Below are 18,099 nucleotides of genomic sequence, written 5' to 3'. Positions count from 1 at the left end.
TACGATGGCAGAAAATTACTTCCACATTGTGGCTTTCACTGGCGAAGGATTTCGTGGCAACCCGGCCGGTGTCTGCCTGCTGAAACAGCCACTGTCGACCGCCGAGATGCAGGCCATCGCCAATGAGCTGAGCCTGCCGGAAACCAGCTTTGTCTGGGACGATGGGGATATGTCGGCTATCCGCTGGTTCACGCCTCATCGCGAGGTCGATCTGTGTGGCCATGGTACGCTGGCGGCGGCACACGTGATGTTCAGCGTGGTGAACCCGGCGCTGCAGGATATCCGTTTCCGTTCGGCGAGCGGCGATTTGTACGTTAAACGCGACGCCGAAGATGGCGAACGGCTGGTTCTGGATTTCCCGTCCCGGCCGCCGCAGAAGGTTGTGGAACCTGAAGGGTTGGCGGCACTGTTGGGCGCTGAACCGCAGGAAGTGTGGCAGGCCAATGCGCTGTTAGTGGTGCTGGAAAGCGAAGCGCAGGTGCGGGCGTTACAGCCGGATATCCCGACATTGATTGCCCTGGTCGGCCGTGCGGTGATCGTCAGTGCTCCGGGTGAAAAGGTCGATTTTGTCTCGCGCTATTTCACTCTCGACGGCGGTGAAGACCCGGTGACCGGCTCGGCACACTGCACGCTGATGCCTTACTGGACCGCACGTCTCGGTCGCCATCAACTGCACGCGTGGCAGATTTCGGCACGTGGCGGCGAGTTGTTCTGTGAGCTGAAGGGCGATCGCACCTTGATTGGTGGCTATGCGGGTACGTTTTTGCGTGGGGAATTGAGCCTGTAATCAGGCTGAGCCACGTTCAACCAGCCGCCACTCAAGCACTTCATTACGCGGCGGTTGTTGCGGATTTTTGATTTTTTCCAGCAGCAACTGCACGCTGCGCACGCCGAACTGGTGCATCGGTTGTTCGACGGTGGTCAGCGGTGGCGTGGTGACGGCACCGAATGGCACGCCGTCAAAGCCCATTACCGCGACATCTTCGGGAATGCGCAATCCCTGTTGGTGCAGGGTGCTCATCGCCCCACCGGCGATCACGTCGGAAATGGCGAATACCGCATCCGGCCGCGGCTCGGTATCCAGCAGGCGGCCCATGGCCAACGCACCGGCGGCATATTCCAGTCCCTCGACGTATTCCACCTGACAATAGTCGAACCCGGCTTCGGCCAGCGCCTGTCGATAACCTTGCTCTCGCTGCTGCGAGTAGAGATAGCGCATGTCGCTGTTGATCAGGGCAATACGTCGTCGGCCCTGTGCAGCTAAATAACGCACGCCGGCCATCGCCGCCTGATGGTTGTCGATGGTGACTGAAGAAGCGCGGAACTCGGGATCGCCTTCGCCGCATTGTACCCAGGGGAAATCGCCAATCATTGCGGTCAGGCCAGGCAGGCAACTGACGGCGTCCATGGTAATCACGCCGTCGACCACTTTACCGCTCAGCAGGCTGAGATAGGCGGACTCCCGGGTTGGATTGGATTCGGAGTTGCACAGCAAAATGTGGTAGCCGTGGCGTTCGGCTTCTTCTTCGATACCGCGTACTACCAGGGAACAAAAAGGATTGGTGATACTGGAAACCAGTACCAGCAGCATACGGCTACGCGAAGTGCGTAGCTGACGCGCCAGCAGGTTGGGTTGGTAGTCGCATGCGCGGATCGCCGCCAGTACCTTGTCGCGAGTGGCCGGTTTGACGATTTGCTGGCCGTTCAATACCCGTGAGACCGTCGCGGCAGAGACGCCGGCGAGTTTCGCCACCTTTTCGATCGACATGGTTTGCTGTTCCTTCTGCCCAATTGCCCCGCACAATATGCCCAAGCGCGGCAAAAAGTCTGCGCCTGGCCTCAGGATTGTGATGTGGGTTACAAATTCATCTTATCAGCCCCTTTCAACAGATTAATCAGGTTGCCGAAAAAAAGAAATCGATTACATTTTGCTCATGGTGGAAATGAAATCGATTACATTTTGCGATTTCGCGTTATTTCGCTGAACCCATAATCTGAAAAGAGGTGGCGGATGCAGGTGCAACTGAGAGTAGCGGAAAACGGTGATCGCCAGACGGTCGCAGAACTGATTCATCTGTCGACCAATGCCTGGTATCAACGCCACGGCATGGGCGCCATCTTTTCCGCAGAGCCGACCAGCTGCGGGCTGTTTGTTGACGTCTATCACCATCTGGATCCCGGCCAACACTGGGTTGCGCACGATGAACAGGGCGTGCTGTGCGGTTCCTGCTTCTTTCACCCGCGTGAAACTCATCTCGGGCTGGGCATCATGAATGTACATCCCGACTACTTTGGCCGTGGTATCGCCGCGCAACTGTTGGGCAAGGCCGATGAGCTGGCGGGAGAGCGGCCTATAAGGTTGCTTTCCAGCGCGCTGAACCTGGATTCCTACGCCCTGTACCACCGCGCCGGTTTTACGCCCTATGCGATTTACCAGGATATGACGATCCCGGTGCCGGTAGAGGGATTTTCCTTCCCCAGTCTGACGCGTGGCAGAGTGCGCTCCGCCCAGCCAGAGGATCTGCCCGGCATCCTGCAGTTGGAACGAACGCTGTTGGGCATCGAACGTCGGCGCGATATTGACTACTTCCTCAACGACGCCAGCGGGCTATGGCGGACTGCCGTGTGGGAACTTGACGGCAGCATTGGCGGTTATCTGGCTTCGGTGGCGCATCCGGCTTCCCGCCTGTTGGGGCCGGGCTGCAGCCACAGCGAAGAGATTGCCCTGGAGTTGATCAGTTGGATGCTGGATCGCCACCATCGCGGTACCACGCCGGTGGTGCTGGTACCGGCGCAACGTTCTGCCCTCAGCCAGGTGCTGTTGCAGTGGGGCGGGCGGATTTGTGAATTGCATTTGGCGCAGGTGAAAGGCCGTGCGCTACAACCCGGCGGTGTGGTTATGCCGTCCTTCCTGCCGGAAAGCGGTTAGACAACACCACAACAAGACCAATGGGGGAATTATGCAAACTGACAGCGCGGTCATGGGGACCAAAAGCGTCACATTCAAATGGGTGGTGCCGCGGTTGGCACTGATGATGTTTCTGCAGTTCTTTGTTTGGGGGGCGTGGTACGTCACGCTCGGCGTAGTGATGGGTAAGTTCGGCCTGGCGGCGATCATCGGCGATGCTTACTCGACCGGGCCGATCGCTTCGATTCTGTCACCGTTCGTGCTGGGCATGCTGGTCGATCGCTTCTTCGCCTCGCAGAAGGTGCTGGGGGTGCTGCATCTGATCGGTGCCGGGTTGTTGTGGCTGATGCCCGGCTTCTTCAGCAGTGGACAAAGCGGCCTGTTGTGGATCATTTTCGGTTATATGTTGTGTTATATGCCGACTATCGCCCTCAGCAACAACGTGGCGTTTTATAGCCTGAGCAACAGCGAAAAAGCCTTTCCTGTGGTGCGGGCGTTCGGCACCTTTGGCTGGATTGTCGCCGGGCTGATCGTCGGTGCCAGCGGGCTGTCAGACAGTACCGGTATTTTCACACTGGCGGCGGTGGCCTCGTTGGTGTTGGCCATTTACAGCTTCACCCTGCCACACACCCCGGCACCGGAACGCGGCAAACCGATAAAAATGCGTGACCTGCTGTGTGCCGATGCTTTCGCCATGCTGAAGCAGCGACACTTCCTGGTATTTATCATCTGCGCGACGCTGATCTCCATCCCGCTGGCGGCCTACTATGCCTATGCCGCGCCTTTCATTGCGGCGACCGGTTTCAGCAATGTCGGCGGGGTGATGTCGTTGGGGCAGATGTCCGAACTGTTCTTTATGCTGCTGATCCCGTTTCTATTTGTACGGCTGGGCATCAAGGTGATGCTGCTGATTGGCATGTTGGCGTGGTTCCTGCGCTACGTGATGTTTGCGCTGGGGATTACCGAAGAACTGCGCTGGATGATTTACCTCGGCATCATTCTGCACGGCATGTGCTACGACTTCTTTTTCGTGATCGGTTTTATCTACACCGACAAGGTGGCCGGTGACAAGGTCAAGGGCCAGGCCCAGAGTCTGCTGGTGTTGTTCACCTATGGTCTGGGCATGTTGATCGGTTCACAAATCAGCGGTGCACTGTTTAATCGTTTGGTGACGGCAGAAGGGGCGGCAGCGCTGCCACAGTGGCAGAGTTTCTGGTGGTATCCGGCCATCGGTGCGCTGGTGATCGCGGCACTGTTCTTCTTCACCTTCAATTACCGGGAAATCCCGCAGGGGGAGAAACGCGATGACTGACTTGCGCGTGCTGGTGGTGGGCTGCGGCAATATGGGGGCTTCACATGCTGAAGCCTATCAGGGTATGGACGGCATCGAGATTTGTGGATTGGTGGCGCGCGGTGATTCCCGACATCGGCTCAATACCCGGTTGGGGGGCGGCTACCCGGTGTTCAGTGATTTCGCCCAGGCGCTGGCGGTGACGCGTCCGGATGCGGTTTGCCTGACCACCTGGCCAGATACTCATGAGGCCTACGCGTTGGCGGCGCTGGCTGCCGGTTGCCATCTGTTCATTGAAAAACCGCTCGCCACTACCCAGGCCGGTGCGGAGCGAGTGATTGCCGCCGCGCGGGCCGCCGGGCGGCAACTGGTGGTCGGCTATATTCTGCGTCACCACCCGTCATGGCAGCAATTTGTCGAATTGGCCCGTGATTTGGGTAAACCGCTGGTGATGCGCATGAACCTCAATCAACAGAGTCACGGTGCGATGTGGGATGTGCACCGCAGTTTGATGCAGTCGCTGTCGCCGATTGTCGACTGTGGCGTGCATTACCTCGACGTGATGTGCCAGATGACCCAGTCGGAGCCGGTCAGCGTCAGCGCCATCGGTGCACGACTGAGTGAGGAGTTGCCGCCGGAAATGTACAACTATGGCCAGTTACAGGTGCGTTTTGCCGATGGCTCCGTTGGCTGGTACGAAGCCGGCTGGGGGCCGATGATCAGCGAAACCGCCTACTTCGTCAAAGACGTGATTGGACCGCGTGGTTCAGTCTCGATCGTCGCGCGGCAGGCGGATGCGGATTCAGATAACGTCGACGGCCACACCCGTACCGACTCGTTGCGTATCCACAGCGCGGCGTTGGATAGCACTAATCAGTTTCTCCAATCGGACCGCTGGATTGACTGTCAGGACGAACCGGACCATTTGGCGCTGTGCCTGAGCGAGCAGCGCTATTTTCTTCAGGCGATCCAGGACGGGTTGGATCTCGGCCAGCATTGGCAGGATGCCCTGAACAGCCTGCGGGTGGTACTGGCGGCGGACGAAGCGGTGCACAGCCGGCAAACAGTAATGTTAGGGAGGTCATCAGCATGAAAACCATTCAGGGGCCGGGGCTGTTTCTGGCCCAGTTTATCGGCCCGCAGGCGCCGTTTGATTCGCTGGACGGGTTGGCCGGTTGGGCCGCCGGGCTGGGGTTTAAAAGCCTGCAGATCCCGACCACGTCCCCCGCTATTTTTGATCTCAAGCGGGCGGCCCACAGCCAGGAGTATTGTGACGAGGTGCGCGCGTTGCTGGCGGGGCACGGCCTGACGATCTCCGAGTTATCCACCCATTTGCAGGGGCAACTGGTGGCGGTGCATCCGGCTTACGATCCGGCTTTTGACGGCTTTGCTCCGGTCCAGGTGCGCGGCAATCCTCAGGCCCGGCAGGCATGGGCAACGGAGCAATTGCTAATGGCAGCACAGGCATCGCAGCGGTTGGGATTAGCCGCACACGTGACTTTTTCTGGCGCGCTGGCCTGGCCCTACTTTTACCCCTGGCCACCGCACAATGCGCTGTTGCTGGAGGAAGCCTTCGGGCAACTGGCACAGCGTTGGCGGCCGATCCTCGATGCTTTTGACGACGTCGGTGTCGACCTTTGCTATGAACTGCACCCAGGGGAGGATCTGCATGACGGTGTGACCTTTGAGCGCTTTCTGCGGCAGGTTGGCAATCACCCGCGTTGCCATATCCTGTATGACCCCAGCCATCTGCATTTGCAGCAGATGGACTATCTTGGCTTTATTGATGTTTATCACCCGCGCATCCGGGCGTTTCACGTCAAGGATGCTGAATATCGGCCCAGTGCTCGCAGCGGCGTGTACGGCGGTTATCAGCCGTGGCTGGAAAGACCCGGACGCTTTCGTTCACTCGGCGATGGGCAGATCGACTTCCCGGCAATTTTCAGCAAGCTGGCGCAGTACGATTTTCCCGGCTGGGCCACGCTGGAGTGGGAGTGCTGTCTGAAATCGCCGGAGGCCGGTGCGCGGGAAGGGGCTGAGTTTATCGCCCGCCATATTATTCCGGTCGCTGAGAGGGCGTTTGATGATTTTGCCGCCGTTGGCGGTGAACGCAAACAGGTCAGACAGATGTTGGGTATGGGGGAGCAACCATGAGATTACGCTTGGGGATGGTCGGCGGGGGCGAAGGGGCCTTTATCGGCGCAGTGCATCGTCTGGCGGCGCGGATGGACGATGAGTTTGAGCTGGTAGCCGGGGCTTTCTCTGCTGATTGGGAAAACTGTCGCCGCACCGGCGAACGGCTACACCTCGACCCACAACGCTGCTATCACGATTTTAACCAGATGGCACAGGCAGAGGCGGCGCGCGAAAACGGCATCGATGTGGTGGCTATCGTCACCCCCAATTATCTGCATGCGCCGGTGGCGACCGTGTTTCTTAACGCCGGCATCGACGTCATCTGCGACAAGCCTCTGTGCAACAGCTATGCCGAGGCGTTGCAGTTGGCCGACACGGTGCAGCGTAGCGGAAAGCAGCTGATATTGACCCATAACTACAGTGCCTATCCGTTGGTGCGCGAGGCGCGTAGTCGGGTATTAGCCGGTGAGTTGGGGGCGATCCGCTTTATCGAGGTGGAGTATTTGCAAGAATGGCTGGCGCAGCCGCTGGAACTGACCGACAACAAGCAGGCTGGCTGGCGTTCCCAGCCAGAAAAGGCCGGGGCCGGCTGTATTGGTGATGTGGGTACCCATGCCTGGCAGTTGGCGCACTTTGTCAGCGGCCTGTTGCCGCAGGCGATCAGCGCCGAACTCACTGCGTTTATTCCTGGGCGTCAGATAGACGACGATGTGCGGGTGCAAATGCGCTACGCCAACGGTGCCAGAGGCAGACTGTGGGCCAGTCAGGTGGCTTGCGGCCATGAGAACGGCCTGCGGTTGAGGATTTATGGTAGCGACGGCAGCCTGGAATTTTGTCAGGAGCAACCTAATCAGCTGTGGATGCGGCCCCGGGATGCGCCAGCCTATTGCATAACCCGCGCCTCTTCATTCCAGTATGTGGAAAACCGTTCACTGGCACGGGTACCGGCAGGGCATCCTGAAGGCTATCTGGAAGGATTTGGTCAGATTTACCGCGAGGCGGCGGTACGATTGCGGGATGGGCCGCAGGCGGCACCCCTGTTACCGGGGATTGATACCGGGGTACAGGGCATGGCATTTATCGATGCTGCCCAACGTAGCAGTGCTGCCGGTGGGCAATGGGTCGACCTGAACTAATTTATATTCCCATAAGTAATAACGCAGTTTTTTTTATTCTTTTATAGCTCGCCACCGCTCAGATAAAACTGTCAGCAACTGAACAGACTTTTATCAACGGAGCGATCATGGCGAGCAAACTGTTTTCATTACGCGGCGCGGCACTGCTGGTGTTATCACTTAGCGCGGCTAATGCCTATGCGGTAGACGTGACCGTGGCCTACCAGACGTCGGCGGAACCCGCTAAGGTGGCGCAGGCGGAAAACAGCTTCGCCAAACAATCCGGTGCCACCGTTGACTGGCGTAAATTCGACAGCGGATCCAGCGTGCTGCGTGCGTTGGCCTCCGGCGACGTGCAGATCGGTAATATCGGCTCCAGCCCACTGGCGGTGGCCGCCAGCCAAAAATTGCCAATCGAAGTGTTTCTGATCGCCTCCCAGCTCGGCAGTTCCGAAGCCCTGGTGGTGAAAAAAGAGATCAAAAGCCCGCAGGATTTGATCGGCAAACGCATCGCCGTCCCCTTTATCTCAACCACCCACTATAGCCTGCTGGCTTCTCTGAAGCATTGGGGCATCAAGCCTGAGCAGGTCAAAATTCTCAATCTGCAACCGCCGGCGATTGCCGCCGCCTGGCAGCGTGGTGACATTGACGGAGCCTACGTCTGGGCACCGGTGGTCAATGAGTTAGCCAAGCAGGGTAAAGTGCTGACCGATTCCGCCCAGGTCGGGCAATGGGGCGCGCCGACGCTCGACGTTTGGGTGGTGCGCAAGGACTTTGCCGACAAACATCCTGAAGTGGTGACCGCCTTTGCTGCCAGCGCGCTGAACGCGCAAAAAGCCTATCTGGCGCAACCGGAACAATGGCTGAAGGACAAGGGCAATCTCAGCACGCTGTCCCGTCTGAGCGGCGTGCCGGAAGAACAGATACCGGTGCTGGTGAAAGGCAATACCTACTTGCCGGTGGCGGAGCAAATCACCCAGTTGGGGCAGCCGGTGGACAAGGCGATCCGTGATACTGCCGAGTTCCTGAAACAGCAGGGCAAAATTCCACAGGTCGACAGCGACTACAGTGCCTACGTCACCGATCGTTTTGTGAAACAGGTGCAGGCTGCGCCGCAGTCGTAGGGGAGCCGTATGTTAAACGTTAATCACCTTTCAGCAGAGTATCAGGGGCGCCCCGCGTTGCGGGACGTTTCGTTCCAGATTGCCGCCGGGCAACTGGTGGTGGTGCTCGGGCCTTCGGGCTGCGGCAAGACCACGCTGTTGAATTTGATCGCCGGGTTTATTGAGCCTTCAGCTGGCAGCATCACGCTTGATGGAACGACCGTTAACGGTCCCGGAGCCGAGCGGGGCGTGGTGTTCCAGCATGAAGGTTTACTGCCGTGGCGTAATGTGGTGGATAACGTCGAGTTTGGCCTGCAACTGGCCGGTATCGGCAAGCAGCAGCGCCGTCAGGTGGCAGAACAGATGTTGCAACGTGTCGGGTTGGCCGGTTATGAACGGCACTTTATCTGGCAGCTCTCCGGCGGTATGCGTCAACGGGTGGGCATTGCCCGCGCACTGGCCGCCGACCCGCGTCTGCTGTTGCTGGATGAACCGTTCGGCGCGCTGGACGCTTTTACCCGCGAGCAAATGCAGGAACTGCTGCTGAACATTTGGCGTGATACCGGCAAGCAGGTATTGCTGATCACCCACGATATTGAAGAGGCGGTGTTCCTGGCCAGTGAACTGTTGCTGCTGTCGCCGGGGCCGGGGCAGGTGGTGGAACGCCTGACGCTTAACTTTGGCCAACGCTATGCCGACGGCGAGGCCTGCCGTTCGATTAAGTCCGATCCTGAATTTATCGCGCAGCGCGAATACGTGCTGGGCAAAGTCTTCCAACAGCGCGAGGCCTTGCTATGAGTCTGCATTCTGCCCTCAAAGAGGGGGCTCAGCCGCAGGTTGCAGCAGCGCCCCGTCGTTTTAGCGTGCCGCGTAACGTCTGGCTGAGCAGTGCCACCCTGCTGGTGGTATTGGCCATCTGGTGGAGTGTGACCGCGCTGAACCTGATCAGCCCGTTATTCTTACCGGCCCCGCAGCAGGTGTTGCATCAACTGATTACCATTGCCAGCCCGCAAGGCTTTATGGATGCCACGCTATGGCAGCATCTGGCCGCCAGCCTGGGACGCATCCTGGTGGCGCTGTTGGCCGCGGTGATTATCGGTGTGCCGGTGGGCATTGCCATGGGGTTAAACGACACGGTGCGCGGCATTCTTGATCCGTTGATTGAGATTTACCGTCCAGTGCCGCCGTTGGCCTATTTACCGTTGATGGTGATTTGGTTCGGCATCGGCGAAACCTCCAAAATACTGCTGATTTATCTGGCGATTTTCGCCCCGGTGACGCTGTCTGCCGTGGCCGGTGTGCGCAGTGTGGCGCAGGTCCGGGTGCGGGCTGCTCGTACGCTGGGCGCCAACCGCTGGCAGGTGCTGCGCTTTGTGGTGCTGCCGAGCGCCTTGCCGGAGATTTTAACCGGCATCCGCATTGGGTTGGGGGTCGGCTGGTCGACGCTGGTGGCCGCAGAACTGATTGCCGCCACTCGCGGTCTGGGATTTATGGTGCAATCCGCCGGTGAGTTTCTGGCGACCGATGTGGTGCTGGCCGGTATCGGCGTGATTGCGATTATTGCATTTGGGCTGGAGCTGGGGTTACGTGCCTTGCAGCGCCGATTGACCCCGTGGCATGGAGTACAGCAATGAACGAACGTTTAAGTATCACCCCGCTGGGGCCTTATATCGGTGCACTGGTGGAAAACGTTGAGCTGGCGCGCCCGTTGGGCGATGGCCAGTTCGAGCAGCTTTACCATGCGCTGCTGAAGCACCAGGTGCTGTTCTTGCGCAATCAGCCAATCACGCCGCTGCAACAGCGTAATTTGGCCGGTCGCTTCGGCGATCTGCATATCCATCCGGTCTACCCGCAAGCCGCCGACGTGAAAGAGATTATCGTGCTGGATACCCATGACAATAATCCGCCGGACAACGATAACTGGCACACCGACGTGACCTTTATCGAAAACCCGCCTTTGGGGGCGATTCTGGCGGCGAAAACCCTGCCCTCCACCGGTGGCGATACGCTGTGGGCCAGTGGCATTGCGGCCTATGAAGCCTTGTCTGAGCCGTTCAGACAATTGCTGGCCGGGCTGAAGGCGGAGCATGACTTCACCAAGTCATTCCCGGAGCACAAGCATCGTGGCAGTGAAGAAGAACGTCAGCGCTGGCAGGTAGCGGTACAGAAAAACCCGCCGTTGTTGCATCCGGTGGTGCGCACGCATCCGGTCAGCGGCCGGCAGGCTCTGTTCGTCAATGAAGGTTTCACTACGCGGATTGTTGATTTGGCACCGAAGGAGAGCGACGCGCTGCTGAACTTCCTGTTCGCCCACATTACCAAGCCGGAGTTCCAGGTGCGCTGGCGCTGGCAGGAAAATGACGTTGCCATCTGGGATAACCGCGTGACGCAGCATTACGCCAACGCGGATTATCTGCCGCAGCGGCGCATTATGCACCGCGCGACCATTCTGGGGGATAAGCCTTTTTACAAGGCCTAAAAGGTGGGGTCTGAGTTACAGATCAAACTCGTTGGTGAACTGTTCCAACTGCTCTTGCGCATCCAGCCAGGTCATTTCCGTTTCTTCCAGCGCGGACTTGGCCTGGCTTTGTTGTTGCAGGCAGAGGGTCAGATCGGCCTTGCGGCTGATGTCATACAGCGAAGAGTCCGCCAGCTTCTCTTCCACCGCCGCCAGTTCGGCACTCAGCTTTTCCATCTGCTGTTCCAGTTTGGCAATCTGCTTGCGTAGCGGCTGAGTCTGGCTGCGGAACTCGGCTTCCCGACGTTTCTGATCCTTGCGCGCCTGGGCGCTGTTACCGTTGTTTTCCTTGTCCGGCGCGTCCTGCTGGTTTTCCTGGCGTTGCAGGTCGATCAGCCATTGCTGATAGTCGTCCAAATCGCCATCGAACACTTCCACCTGGCCATCGTGCACCAGATAGAGATCGTCGGTAGTGGAGCGCAACAGGTGACGGTCGTGCGAGACCACCACTAACGCGCCCTCGAAGTCGATCAGCGCTTCGGTCAGCGCCTGACGCATGTCCAGATCCAGGTGGTTGGTCGGTTCATCGAGCAGCAGCAGGTTAGGGCGTTGCCAGACGATCAGAGCCAGTACCAGCCGCGCTTTTTCGCCGCCGGAGAAACGCTCGGTGGCCTCGGTGACCTTATCGCCCTGGAAGCCAAAGCCGCCCAGGTAGTCGCGCAACTGCTGTTCCAGCACCCGGGGAGCGATGCGGCTCAAATGCTGCAGCGGGGATTCATCGGCGCGCAAGAACTCCAGCTGATGCTGGGCGAAGTAACCCAGCTTGATGCCTTTTGCCAGACCAATCTCACCGCTCAGCGGTTCCAGTGAGCCGGCCAGCATTTTGATCAGGGTAGATTTACCGGCGCCATTACGGCCCAGCAAACCGATGCGCGAGCCGGGCACCAGGTTCAGTTTGATCGAGTTCAGGATCACCTTGTCGCCATAACCGGCGCTGACCTTTTCCATGCGCAGCAGCGGGTTCGGCAGGCTTTCCGGTTGGCGGAAGCTGAAGCTGAACGGGTTATCGACGTGGGCCGGTGCGATCAACTCCATGCGTTCAAGCATTTTGATGCGGCTTTGCGCCTGCTTGGCCTTGGTAGCCTGCGCGCGGAAGCGGTCAATGTAGCTTTGCAGGTGCGCCACTTTCTCTTGTTGATTCTGGTACAGCGCCTGTTGCTGAGCCAGTTTGGTCGAACGCTGACGTTCGAACGAAGAGTAGTTACCGGTATATTCGTTAATGGTTTCTTGTTCGATATGCAGAATTTTATCGACGATCGGATCGAGGAAGTCGCGGTCATGCGAAATCAGCACCAGCGTGCCAGGGTAGCTCTTCAGCCAACGCTCCAGCCAGATCACCGCATCCAGGTCCAGGTGGTTGGTGGGTTCGTCGAGCAGCAGCAGGTCTGAGCGACAGACCAGCGCTTGTGCCAGGTTCAGACGCATGCGCCAGCCGCCCGAGAAGGCGCGTACCGGATTGAGCAACTGTTCGTTGGAAAAGCCCAGACCGTGCAGCAGGCTGGCGGCGCGTGAACGGATAGTCCAGGCATCGAGCGCGTCCAGTTTACCGTGCAGCGTGGCGATGGCATGACCGTCGTTTTTATCGTTCGCCACCTGCAATTCGGCTTCAAGCTGGCGGAATTCGCGGTCGCCGTCGATCACATACTCAAGCGCCGGTATATCCAGCGCCGGCGTTTCCTGGTTGACCCAGGCCAGGGCCCAGTTGCTTGGGAAGGTGTAGCTGCCGCCGTCCGCGGCCATTTCGCCCTTCAGCAATGACAGCAGCGTCGATTTGCCGCAGCCGTTTTTACCCACCAGGCCGACTTTCTGACCTGGATTAACCGTCGCAGTGGCGTTGTCCAACAGGACGCGGGTGCCGCGTCGGATTTGTAGCGAGGAAAATACAATCATAAAGTGCCGTATGTTCAGAGTATGTTAAATTGAGTGAGTTCTAAGTTAACAGGACGCAGACTGTCCTATTATTAGTCTTTGCGGAGCATGGTAACGGAAAACCGCTACCCTGACGACGCTTTGGAGGGGAATGATGTCACAGCCGCCGAAGGTCTTGCTGCTGTATGCCCATCCGGAATCCCAGGACTCGGTCGCGAATCGGGTTTTGCTTCGACCGGCACAGCAGTTGGACCATGTCACCGTGCACGATTTATACGCGCACTATCCTGATTTTTTTATTGATATTCACCACGAACAACAACTGCTGCGTGAACATCAGGTCATTGTTTTTCAACATCCTCTCTATACCTACAGTTGCCCGGCCCTGTTGAAAGAATGGCTGGATCGCGTGCTGTCGCGCGGTTTTGCCAGCGGCATGGGTGGCAATGCGCTGGCGGGAAAGTACTGGCGCTCGGTGATCACCACCGGTGAACCTGAGGGGGCCTATCGCACCGGCGGTTATAACCGCTATCCGATGGAAGATATTTTGCGTCCGTTCGAACTGACCGCGGCCATGTGCCACATGCACTGGCTGACGCCGATGCTGGTGTATTGGGCGCGCAGGCAGAAGCCGGAGGTGCTGGAAAGCCATGCCGCCGCGTATGGCGACTGGCTGCGTAATCCGCTACCACACGGAGGGAGGTAAACATGGAAGGTTCAACCTTACTGACCGCAATTTTACTGTTCCTGTTCGCCGCGGTGGTCACGGTGCCGATCGCTCGTCGCCTGGGCATTGGCGCAGTGTTGGGATATCTGATCGCCGGTATCGCCATCGGCCCCTGGGGGCTGGGCTTTATCCGTGACGTTGACGAGATCCTGCACTTTTCCGAACTGGGCGTGGTGTTCCTGATGTTTATCATCGGGCTGGAACTGAACCCGAGCAAACTGTGGGAGTTGCGGCGCTCCATCTTTGGCGTCGGTGCCGGGCAGGTGCTGATTACCGCCACGGTGCTGGGGGCGCTGCTTTATCTGACTCATTTCGCCTGGCAGGCCGCCGTAATCGGGGGCATTGGGCTGGCGATGTCGTCAACCGCCATGGCGCTGCAGCTAATGCGCGAGAAGGGCATGAACCGCAATGAGGGCGGCCAACTGGGGTTCTCGGTATTGCTGTTCCAGGATATGGCGGTGATCCCGGCGCTGGCGCTGATCCCGATCCTGGCCGGGGCCGGGGGCAGCAGTGACGACTGGGCACAAATTGCACTCAAGGTGGCGGCGTTCGGCGGCATGCTGATCGGTGGACGTTTCCTGCTGCGGCCGCTGTTTCGCTATATCGCCTCTTCCGGGGTGCGTGAAATCTTCACCGCTGCCGCTCTGCTGGTGGTGCTGGGGGCGGCGCTGTTTATGGATGCGCTTGGCCTGTCGATGGCGCTTGGGACCTTTATCGCCGGCGTGCTGCTGGCGGAGAGTGAATATCGCCATGAGCTGGAGATTTCAATCGAGCCATTCAAGGGGCTGCTGCTGGGGCTGTTTTTTATCTCGGTGGGTATGGCGTTAAATATCGGCGTACTCTATACCCATCTGGCCGAAGTGTTGATTGGTGTGGTGGCGCTGGTGGCGATCAAGTCAGGGGTGTTGTATTCACTGTCGCGTATCTTCGGCCTGCGCAGTTCGGTACGTCTGCAGTTTGCCGGCGTGCTTAGCCAGGGCGGTGAGTTCGCCTTTGTGCTGTTCTCTGCGGCGGGCACGCAGAAGGTGTTGCAGCCCGATCAACTCGCGCTGCTGTTGGTGGTGGTCACTCTGTCGATGATGACCACGCCGCTGCTGATGCAAATTATTGATCGCATCCTGGCGCGCCGTTACAACGCCCGCGATGAAGACGAAGAGACGCCGTATGTGGAGGACGATGACCCGCAGGTGATCATCGTCGGTTTCGGGCGTTTTGGTCAGGTGATCGGCCGGTTGCTGATGGCCAACAAGATGCGCATCACCGTGTTGGAGCGTGATGTCAGCGCCGTCGGTGTGCTGCGCCGCTACGGTTACAAGGTGTATTACGGCGACGCCACCGAACTGGAGCTGCTGCGTGCGGCCGGTGCGGCGAAGGCCAAGTCGATTGTGATCACCTGTAATGAACCTGAAGACACCATGGAAATCGTGCGTCTGTGCCAGCAACATTTTCCCGATCTGAGCATTCTGGCGCGGGCTCGCGGTCGTGTGGAGGCGCACGAATTGCTGCAGGCCGGGGTCAAACAGTTCAGTCGTGAAACTTTTTCCAGTGCGCTGGAACTGGGGCGCAAGGCGTTAACGGAGCTGGGTATGCATCCGCATCAGGCCTACCGGGCGCAGCAGCACTTCCGCCGGTTGGATATGCGTATGCTGCGTGAGCTGATGCCTCCGCATCACGGCGATGTGGCGCAGATTTCCCGCGTAAAAGAAGCGCGGCGCGAGTTGGAAGAACTTTTCCATCGAGAAATGCAAAAAGAGAGTCGCCAGTTCGACGGCTGGGATGAATACGAATAATTTGGAGCACTGAGATGTCTGCAACACGTAAAAGATTTATCGCCGGGGCGGTCTGCCCGAGCTGTAAGGCTATGGATACGCTGGCAGTTTGGCGTGAAGACCAGGTTGAAGTGGTGGAGTGCGTTAAGTGCGGCCATCATCAGCGGCAGACCGAAGAGCAGGTAGAAAAGCACGTCCGGCCGCAGGAACAGGTGATCGGTATTTTCCATCCGGAGTAGCGTTATCGAGCGCGATTTTTTATGCTGGAGGGTACAGCGGGAAAGATTTCCGATACAATCTGTCCGGTTAAGGCGCAGCCCCCATGACGGTTGCGTCCAAGTATCCAACGGTAGGAGATATCATGAAAGTAGCAAAAGACTTGGTGGTCAGCCTGGCTTATCAAGTACGTACAGAAGACGGTGTTTTGGTTGATGAGTCTCCGGTGAGTGCGCCGCTGGACTATCTGCACGGGCATGGCTCTCTGATTGCAGGTCTGGAAAAAGCTCTCGAAGGCCACGAAGCGGGCGATCGTTTTGACGTGAATGTTGGCGCTAACGATGCGTACGGCAACTACGACGAAAACCTGGTGCAGCGCGTGCCAAAAGACGTCTTTATGGGCGTTGACGAGTTGGAAGTGGGTATGCGCTTCCTGGCTGATACCGATCAGGGCCCAGTGCCGGTCGAAATCACCGAAGTGGACGGCGATCACGTAGTGGTTGACGGTAACCACATGCTGGCGGGTCAGAACCTGAACTTCAACGTGGAAGTTGTCGCGATCCGCGAAGCTACCGCTGAAGAACTGGCGCACGGCCACGTACACGGCGAGCACGATCATCACCACGACCATGAACACGGTGAAGGCTGCTGCGGCGGTCATGACCACGATCACGATCATGACCATGCGCATGACCAGGATCAAGCCAAGAAAGGCGGTTGTGGTAACGGCGGTTGCGGCTGCCACTAATCGCAGCGCAGTAACGGCAAAAAAGGGCGGCCCTGGGGCTGCCCTTTTTTATGGTTTATCAATAATGTGGTGGCGGTGTTTCTTCCGACTGCGAAGCTATCATCGACGTCTGGGTCGAACGCATTTTATCGGTCAGCACGCGCAGATGTTCCTGCAATTTCAGCATTTCAAGCTGGTGCTGTACCAGGGTCTGGTTGAGATCTTCGATGGTGACTTCCTGGAAGGCCTGACGGCTCTCCAACTCTTCAAGCCGCAGTAACAGGCTTTGGTTATCGGCGTTGTGCATGGGGGCTACCTCTGACGCGGTTTAATCCTGAATCTGACGCTATGTTAACAGCTGCCGCCGGCTTTGCGCTGCGCTATTTCACCCCGTTCCGTTGGGGCGATAACCGAGCGTGTTGGTGCACTGTGTAAAGTGCTGAAAAATAGAGCGCTTACCTTGGGCGGATTTGTTACCGTTGGGCGTCAGATGGTGGAAAAATCTGATTTATCATATGGGTAGCACATTAAACGAAACTTCTGTTTAAAGCTGGAGTCACACTTTGACTCGATTGGTTACCTGTGTGACTGTTTTGTTTTGTTTCGGACAGCTATAGTAGCCCGGTTATCTTACTTAATGATTGTTTGGGGCATCGCTTCAGACACTGGAGAAATGGATGAAATCTTTGTTTAAAGTCACGCTTCTGGCAACCACCATGGCTTTTGCTTTGAATGCGACCCAGGTCATGGCTGCCGATGCAGCTAAACCAGCAGAAGCGGCTAAAGCTGCCGACGCGGCACCAAGCACTGGCAAGTTCAAGAGTGACGACGAGCAAGCGGCTTACGCACTGGGTGCATCCCTGGGCCGTTACATGGACAACTCGCTGAAAGAGCAAGAAAAACTGGGTATTAAACTGGACAAAGACCAGTTGATCTCAGGCGTTCAGGACGCTTTCGCTAACAAGAGCAAGCTGAACGACGCAGATATCGAAAAAACCCTGCAGAGCTTTGAAGCGCGCGTGAAGGCTTCTGCTCAGGCGAAGATGGAGCAGGACGCGAAAGATAACGAAGCGAAAGGCACCAAGTACCGTGACACCTTCGCTAAAGAGAAAGGCGTGAAGAAAACCGAGTCTGGCCTGCTGTATCAGGTAGAGAAGCCAGGTACCGGTGCTGCGCCTAAAGACAGCGATACCGTTGTGGTGAACTACAAGGGCACCCTGACCGACGGTACCGAGTTTGATAACTCGTACACCCGTGGCGAGCCACTGTCATTCCGTCTGGACGGCGTGATCCCAGGCTGGACTGAAGGCCTGAAACACATTAAGAAAGGCGGCAAAATCAAGCTGGTTATCCCACCGGCGCTGGCCTACGGTAAAACTGGCGTCCCGGGTATCCCGGCTAACTCCACTCTGGTGTTCGACGTTGAGCTGCTGGATGTGAAAGCCGCGCCGAAAGCAGACGCCAAGGCTGAGAAACCGGCTGACGCAGCGGCTGATGCCAAAGCACAGTAAGTTTGCCTGAGTCCCCACACCGCCGCGAACATTCTTCGCGGCGGTGTTCATTTCAGCCTGCCGAATCGGGCGTAACTTTCACTTCCTCCTCCACTGATTGCTTGACGCCTGCCGGGCATCGGGCTTAACGTCAATACCACGCGCAAACGCAAGGACTTTACTCTGGCTGTTTTGCTAGACTAATTATCCGGACTTATAAGTCATGCGCC

Annotated in this window: 18 protein-coding genes; 15 read left to right on the top strand and 3 right to left on the bottom strand. The window is 57.9% G+C overall.

Annotated elements, in window-relative coordinates:
* Positions 1-4: 4 nt before the first annotated feature.
* Positions 5-787 (top strand): PhzF family phenazine biosynthesis protein, encoded by a 783-nt coding sequence (locus QOT07_RS23350; protein WP_283603971.1) that lies wholly within the window; start codon positions 5-7, stop codon positions 785-787.
* Here QOT07_RS23350 and QOT07_RS23345 read toward each other — a convergent pair whose 3' ends face one another.
* The gene (locus QOT07_RS23345; protein ID WP_261418137.1) at positions 788-1,768 is read right to left on the bottom strand and encodes a LacI family DNA-binding transcriptional regulator; all 981 of its coding nucleotides are present in this window, start codon (positions 1,766-1,768) and stop codon (positions 788-790) included.
* Between the two features lie 243 nt (positions 1,769-2,011).
* Between QOT07_RS23345 and QOT07_RS23340 the strand changes: the two genes are divergently transcribed.
* The 9 genes from QOT07_RS23340 to tauD all read left to right on the top strand — a co-directional run bounded on the left by QOT07_RS23340 (position 2,012) and on the right by tauD (position 11,032).
* The gene (locus tag QOT07_RS23340) at positions 2,012-2,929 is read left to right on the top strand and encodes a GNAT family N-acetyltransferase (protein WP_283603970.1); all 918 of its coding nucleotides are present in this window, start codon (positions 2,012-2,014) and stop codon (positions 2,927-2,929) included.
* A gap of 31 nt (positions 2,930-2,960) precedes the next feature.
* Complete coding sequence (locus QOT07_RS23335; RefSeq protein WP_283603969.1) at positions 2,961-4,220, top strand: MFS transporter; 1,260 nt, start codon at positions 2,961-2,963, stop codon at positions 4,218-4,220.
* A complete protein-coding gene (locus QOT07_RS23330) occupies positions 4,213-5,292 on the top strand; it encodes a Gfo/Idh/MocA family protein (RefSeq protein WP_283603968.1) in 1,080 nt (359 codons plus the stop codon). The genes QOT07_RS23335 and QOT07_RS23330 overlap by 8 nt, the downstream gene beginning before the upstream one ends.
* Complete coding sequence (locus QOT07_RS23325; protein WP_099063544.1) at positions 5,289-6,353, top strand: sugar phosphate isomerase/epimerase family protein; 1,065 nt, start codon at positions 5,289-5,291, stop codon at positions 6,351-6,353. Before QOT07_RS23330 ends, QOT07_RS23325 begins: the two co-directional genes overlap by 4 nt.
* Positions 6,350-7,471 (top strand): Gfo/Idh/MocA family protein, encoded by a 1,122-nt coding sequence (locus QOT07_RS23320; RefSeq protein WP_283603967.1) that lies wholly within the window; start codon positions 6,350-6,352, stop codon positions 7,469-7,471. Before QOT07_RS23325 ends, QOT07_RS23320 begins: the two co-directional genes overlap by 4 nt.
* Before the next feature lie 107 nt (positions 7,472-7,578).
* Complete coding sequence (gene tauA / locus QOT07_RS23315) at positions 7,579-8,574, top strand: taurine ABC transporter substrate-binding protein (protein ID WP_112349091.1); 996 nt, start codon at positions 7,579-7,581, stop codon at positions 8,572-8,574.
* A gap of 9 nt (positions 8,575-8,583) precedes the next feature.
* The gene (gene tauB, locus QOT07_RS23310) at positions 8,584-9,351 is read left to right on the top strand and encodes a taurine ABC transporter ATP-binding subunit (protein ID WP_099063547.1); all 768 of its coding nucleotides are present in this window, start codon (positions 8,584-8,586) and stop codon (positions 9,349-9,351) included.
* Complete coding sequence (tauC, locus tag QOT07_RS23305; protein WP_283603966.1) at positions 9,348-10,187, top strand: taurine ABC transporter permease TauC; 840 nt, start codon at positions 9,348-9,350, stop codon at positions 10,185-10,187. Before tauB ends, tauC begins: the two co-directional genes overlap by 4 nt.
* Positions 10,184-11,032, top strand: a complete 849-nt coding sequence (gene tauD / locus QOT07_RS23300; protein ID WP_099063549.1) for a taurine dioxygenase — start codon at positions 10,184-10,186, stop codon at positions 11,030-11,032. Before tauC ends, tauD begins: the two co-directional genes overlap by 4 nt.
* Positions 11,033-11,047: 15 nt before the next feature.
* Here the strand turns inward: tauD and QOT07_RS23295 are convergent, their stop codons facing one another.
* The gene (locus QOT07_RS23295; protein WP_099063550.1) at positions 11,048-12,961 is read right to left on the bottom strand and encodes an ABC transporter ATP-binding protein; all 1,914 of its coding nucleotides are present in this window, start codon (positions 12,959-12,961) and stop codon (positions 11,048-11,050) included.
* Positions 12,962-13,094: 133 nt separating this feature from the next.
* Here QOT07_RS23295 and kefG point away from each other — a divergent pair, with 133 nt between their 5' ends.
* From kefG to slyD, 4 genes are all read left to right on the top strand, one after another.
* A complete protein-coding gene (gene kefG, locus QOT07_RS23290; protein ID WP_165366406.1) occupies positions 13,095-13,646 on the top strand; it encodes a glutathione-regulated potassium-efflux system ancillary protein KefG in 552 nt (183 codons plus the stop codon).
* A gap of 2 nt (positions 13,647-13,648) precedes the next feature.
* Positions 13,649-15,457 (top strand): glutathione-regulated potassium-efflux system protein KefB, encoded by a 1,809-nt coding sequence (kefB, locus tag QOT07_RS23285; RefSeq protein ID WP_129936933.1) that lies wholly within the window; start codon positions 13,649-13,651, stop codon positions 15,455-15,457.
* Positions 15,458-15,471: 14 nt separating this feature from the next.
* Complete coding sequence (locus tag QOT07_RS23280; protein ID WP_012147237.1) at positions 15,472-15,675, top strand: YheV family putative zinc ribbon protein; 204 nt, start codon at positions 15,472-15,474, stop codon at positions 15,673-15,675.
* Positions 15,676-15,797: 122 nt separating this feature from the next.
* Positions 15,798-16,400: a peptidylprolyl isomerase gene (slyD, locus tag QOT07_RS23275; protein WP_283603965.1), complete on the top strand. Its 603-nt coding sequence runs from the start codon at positions 15,798-15,800 to the stop codon at positions 16,398-16,400.
* 58 nt (positions 16,401-16,458) lie between these two features.
* On the opposite strand, the gene QOT07_RS23270 is transcribed toward slyD, so the two are convergent.
* Positions 16,459-16,686, bottom strand: coding sequence for a SlyX family protein (locus QOT07_RS23270; protein WP_099063553.1), 228 nt, complete (start codon positions 16,684-16,686; stop codon positions 16,459-16,461).
* Between the two features lie 370 nt (positions 16,687-17,056).
* On the opposite strand from QOT07_RS23270, the gene fkpA reads away from it, so the two are divergent.
* On the top strand, positions 17,057-17,890 hold the full coding sequence (fkpA, locus tag QOT07_RS23265) for an FKBP-type peptidyl-prolyl cis-trans isomerase (RefSeq protein WP_099063554.1): 834 nt from the start codon (positions 17,057-17,059) through the stop codon (positions 17,888-17,890).
* The last annotated feature ends 209 nt before the right edge of the window (positions 17,891-18,099 follow it).

Source organism: Serratia proteamaculans, assembly GCF_949794035.1.
Taxonomy (GTDB): Bacteria; Pseudomonadota; Gammaproteobacteria; order Enterobacterales; family Enterobacteriaceae; genus Serratia; species Serratia proteamaculans.
Note: the sequence above shows the minus strand (reverse complement) of the source record. Positions and strands in the feature narration are given on the sequence as shown.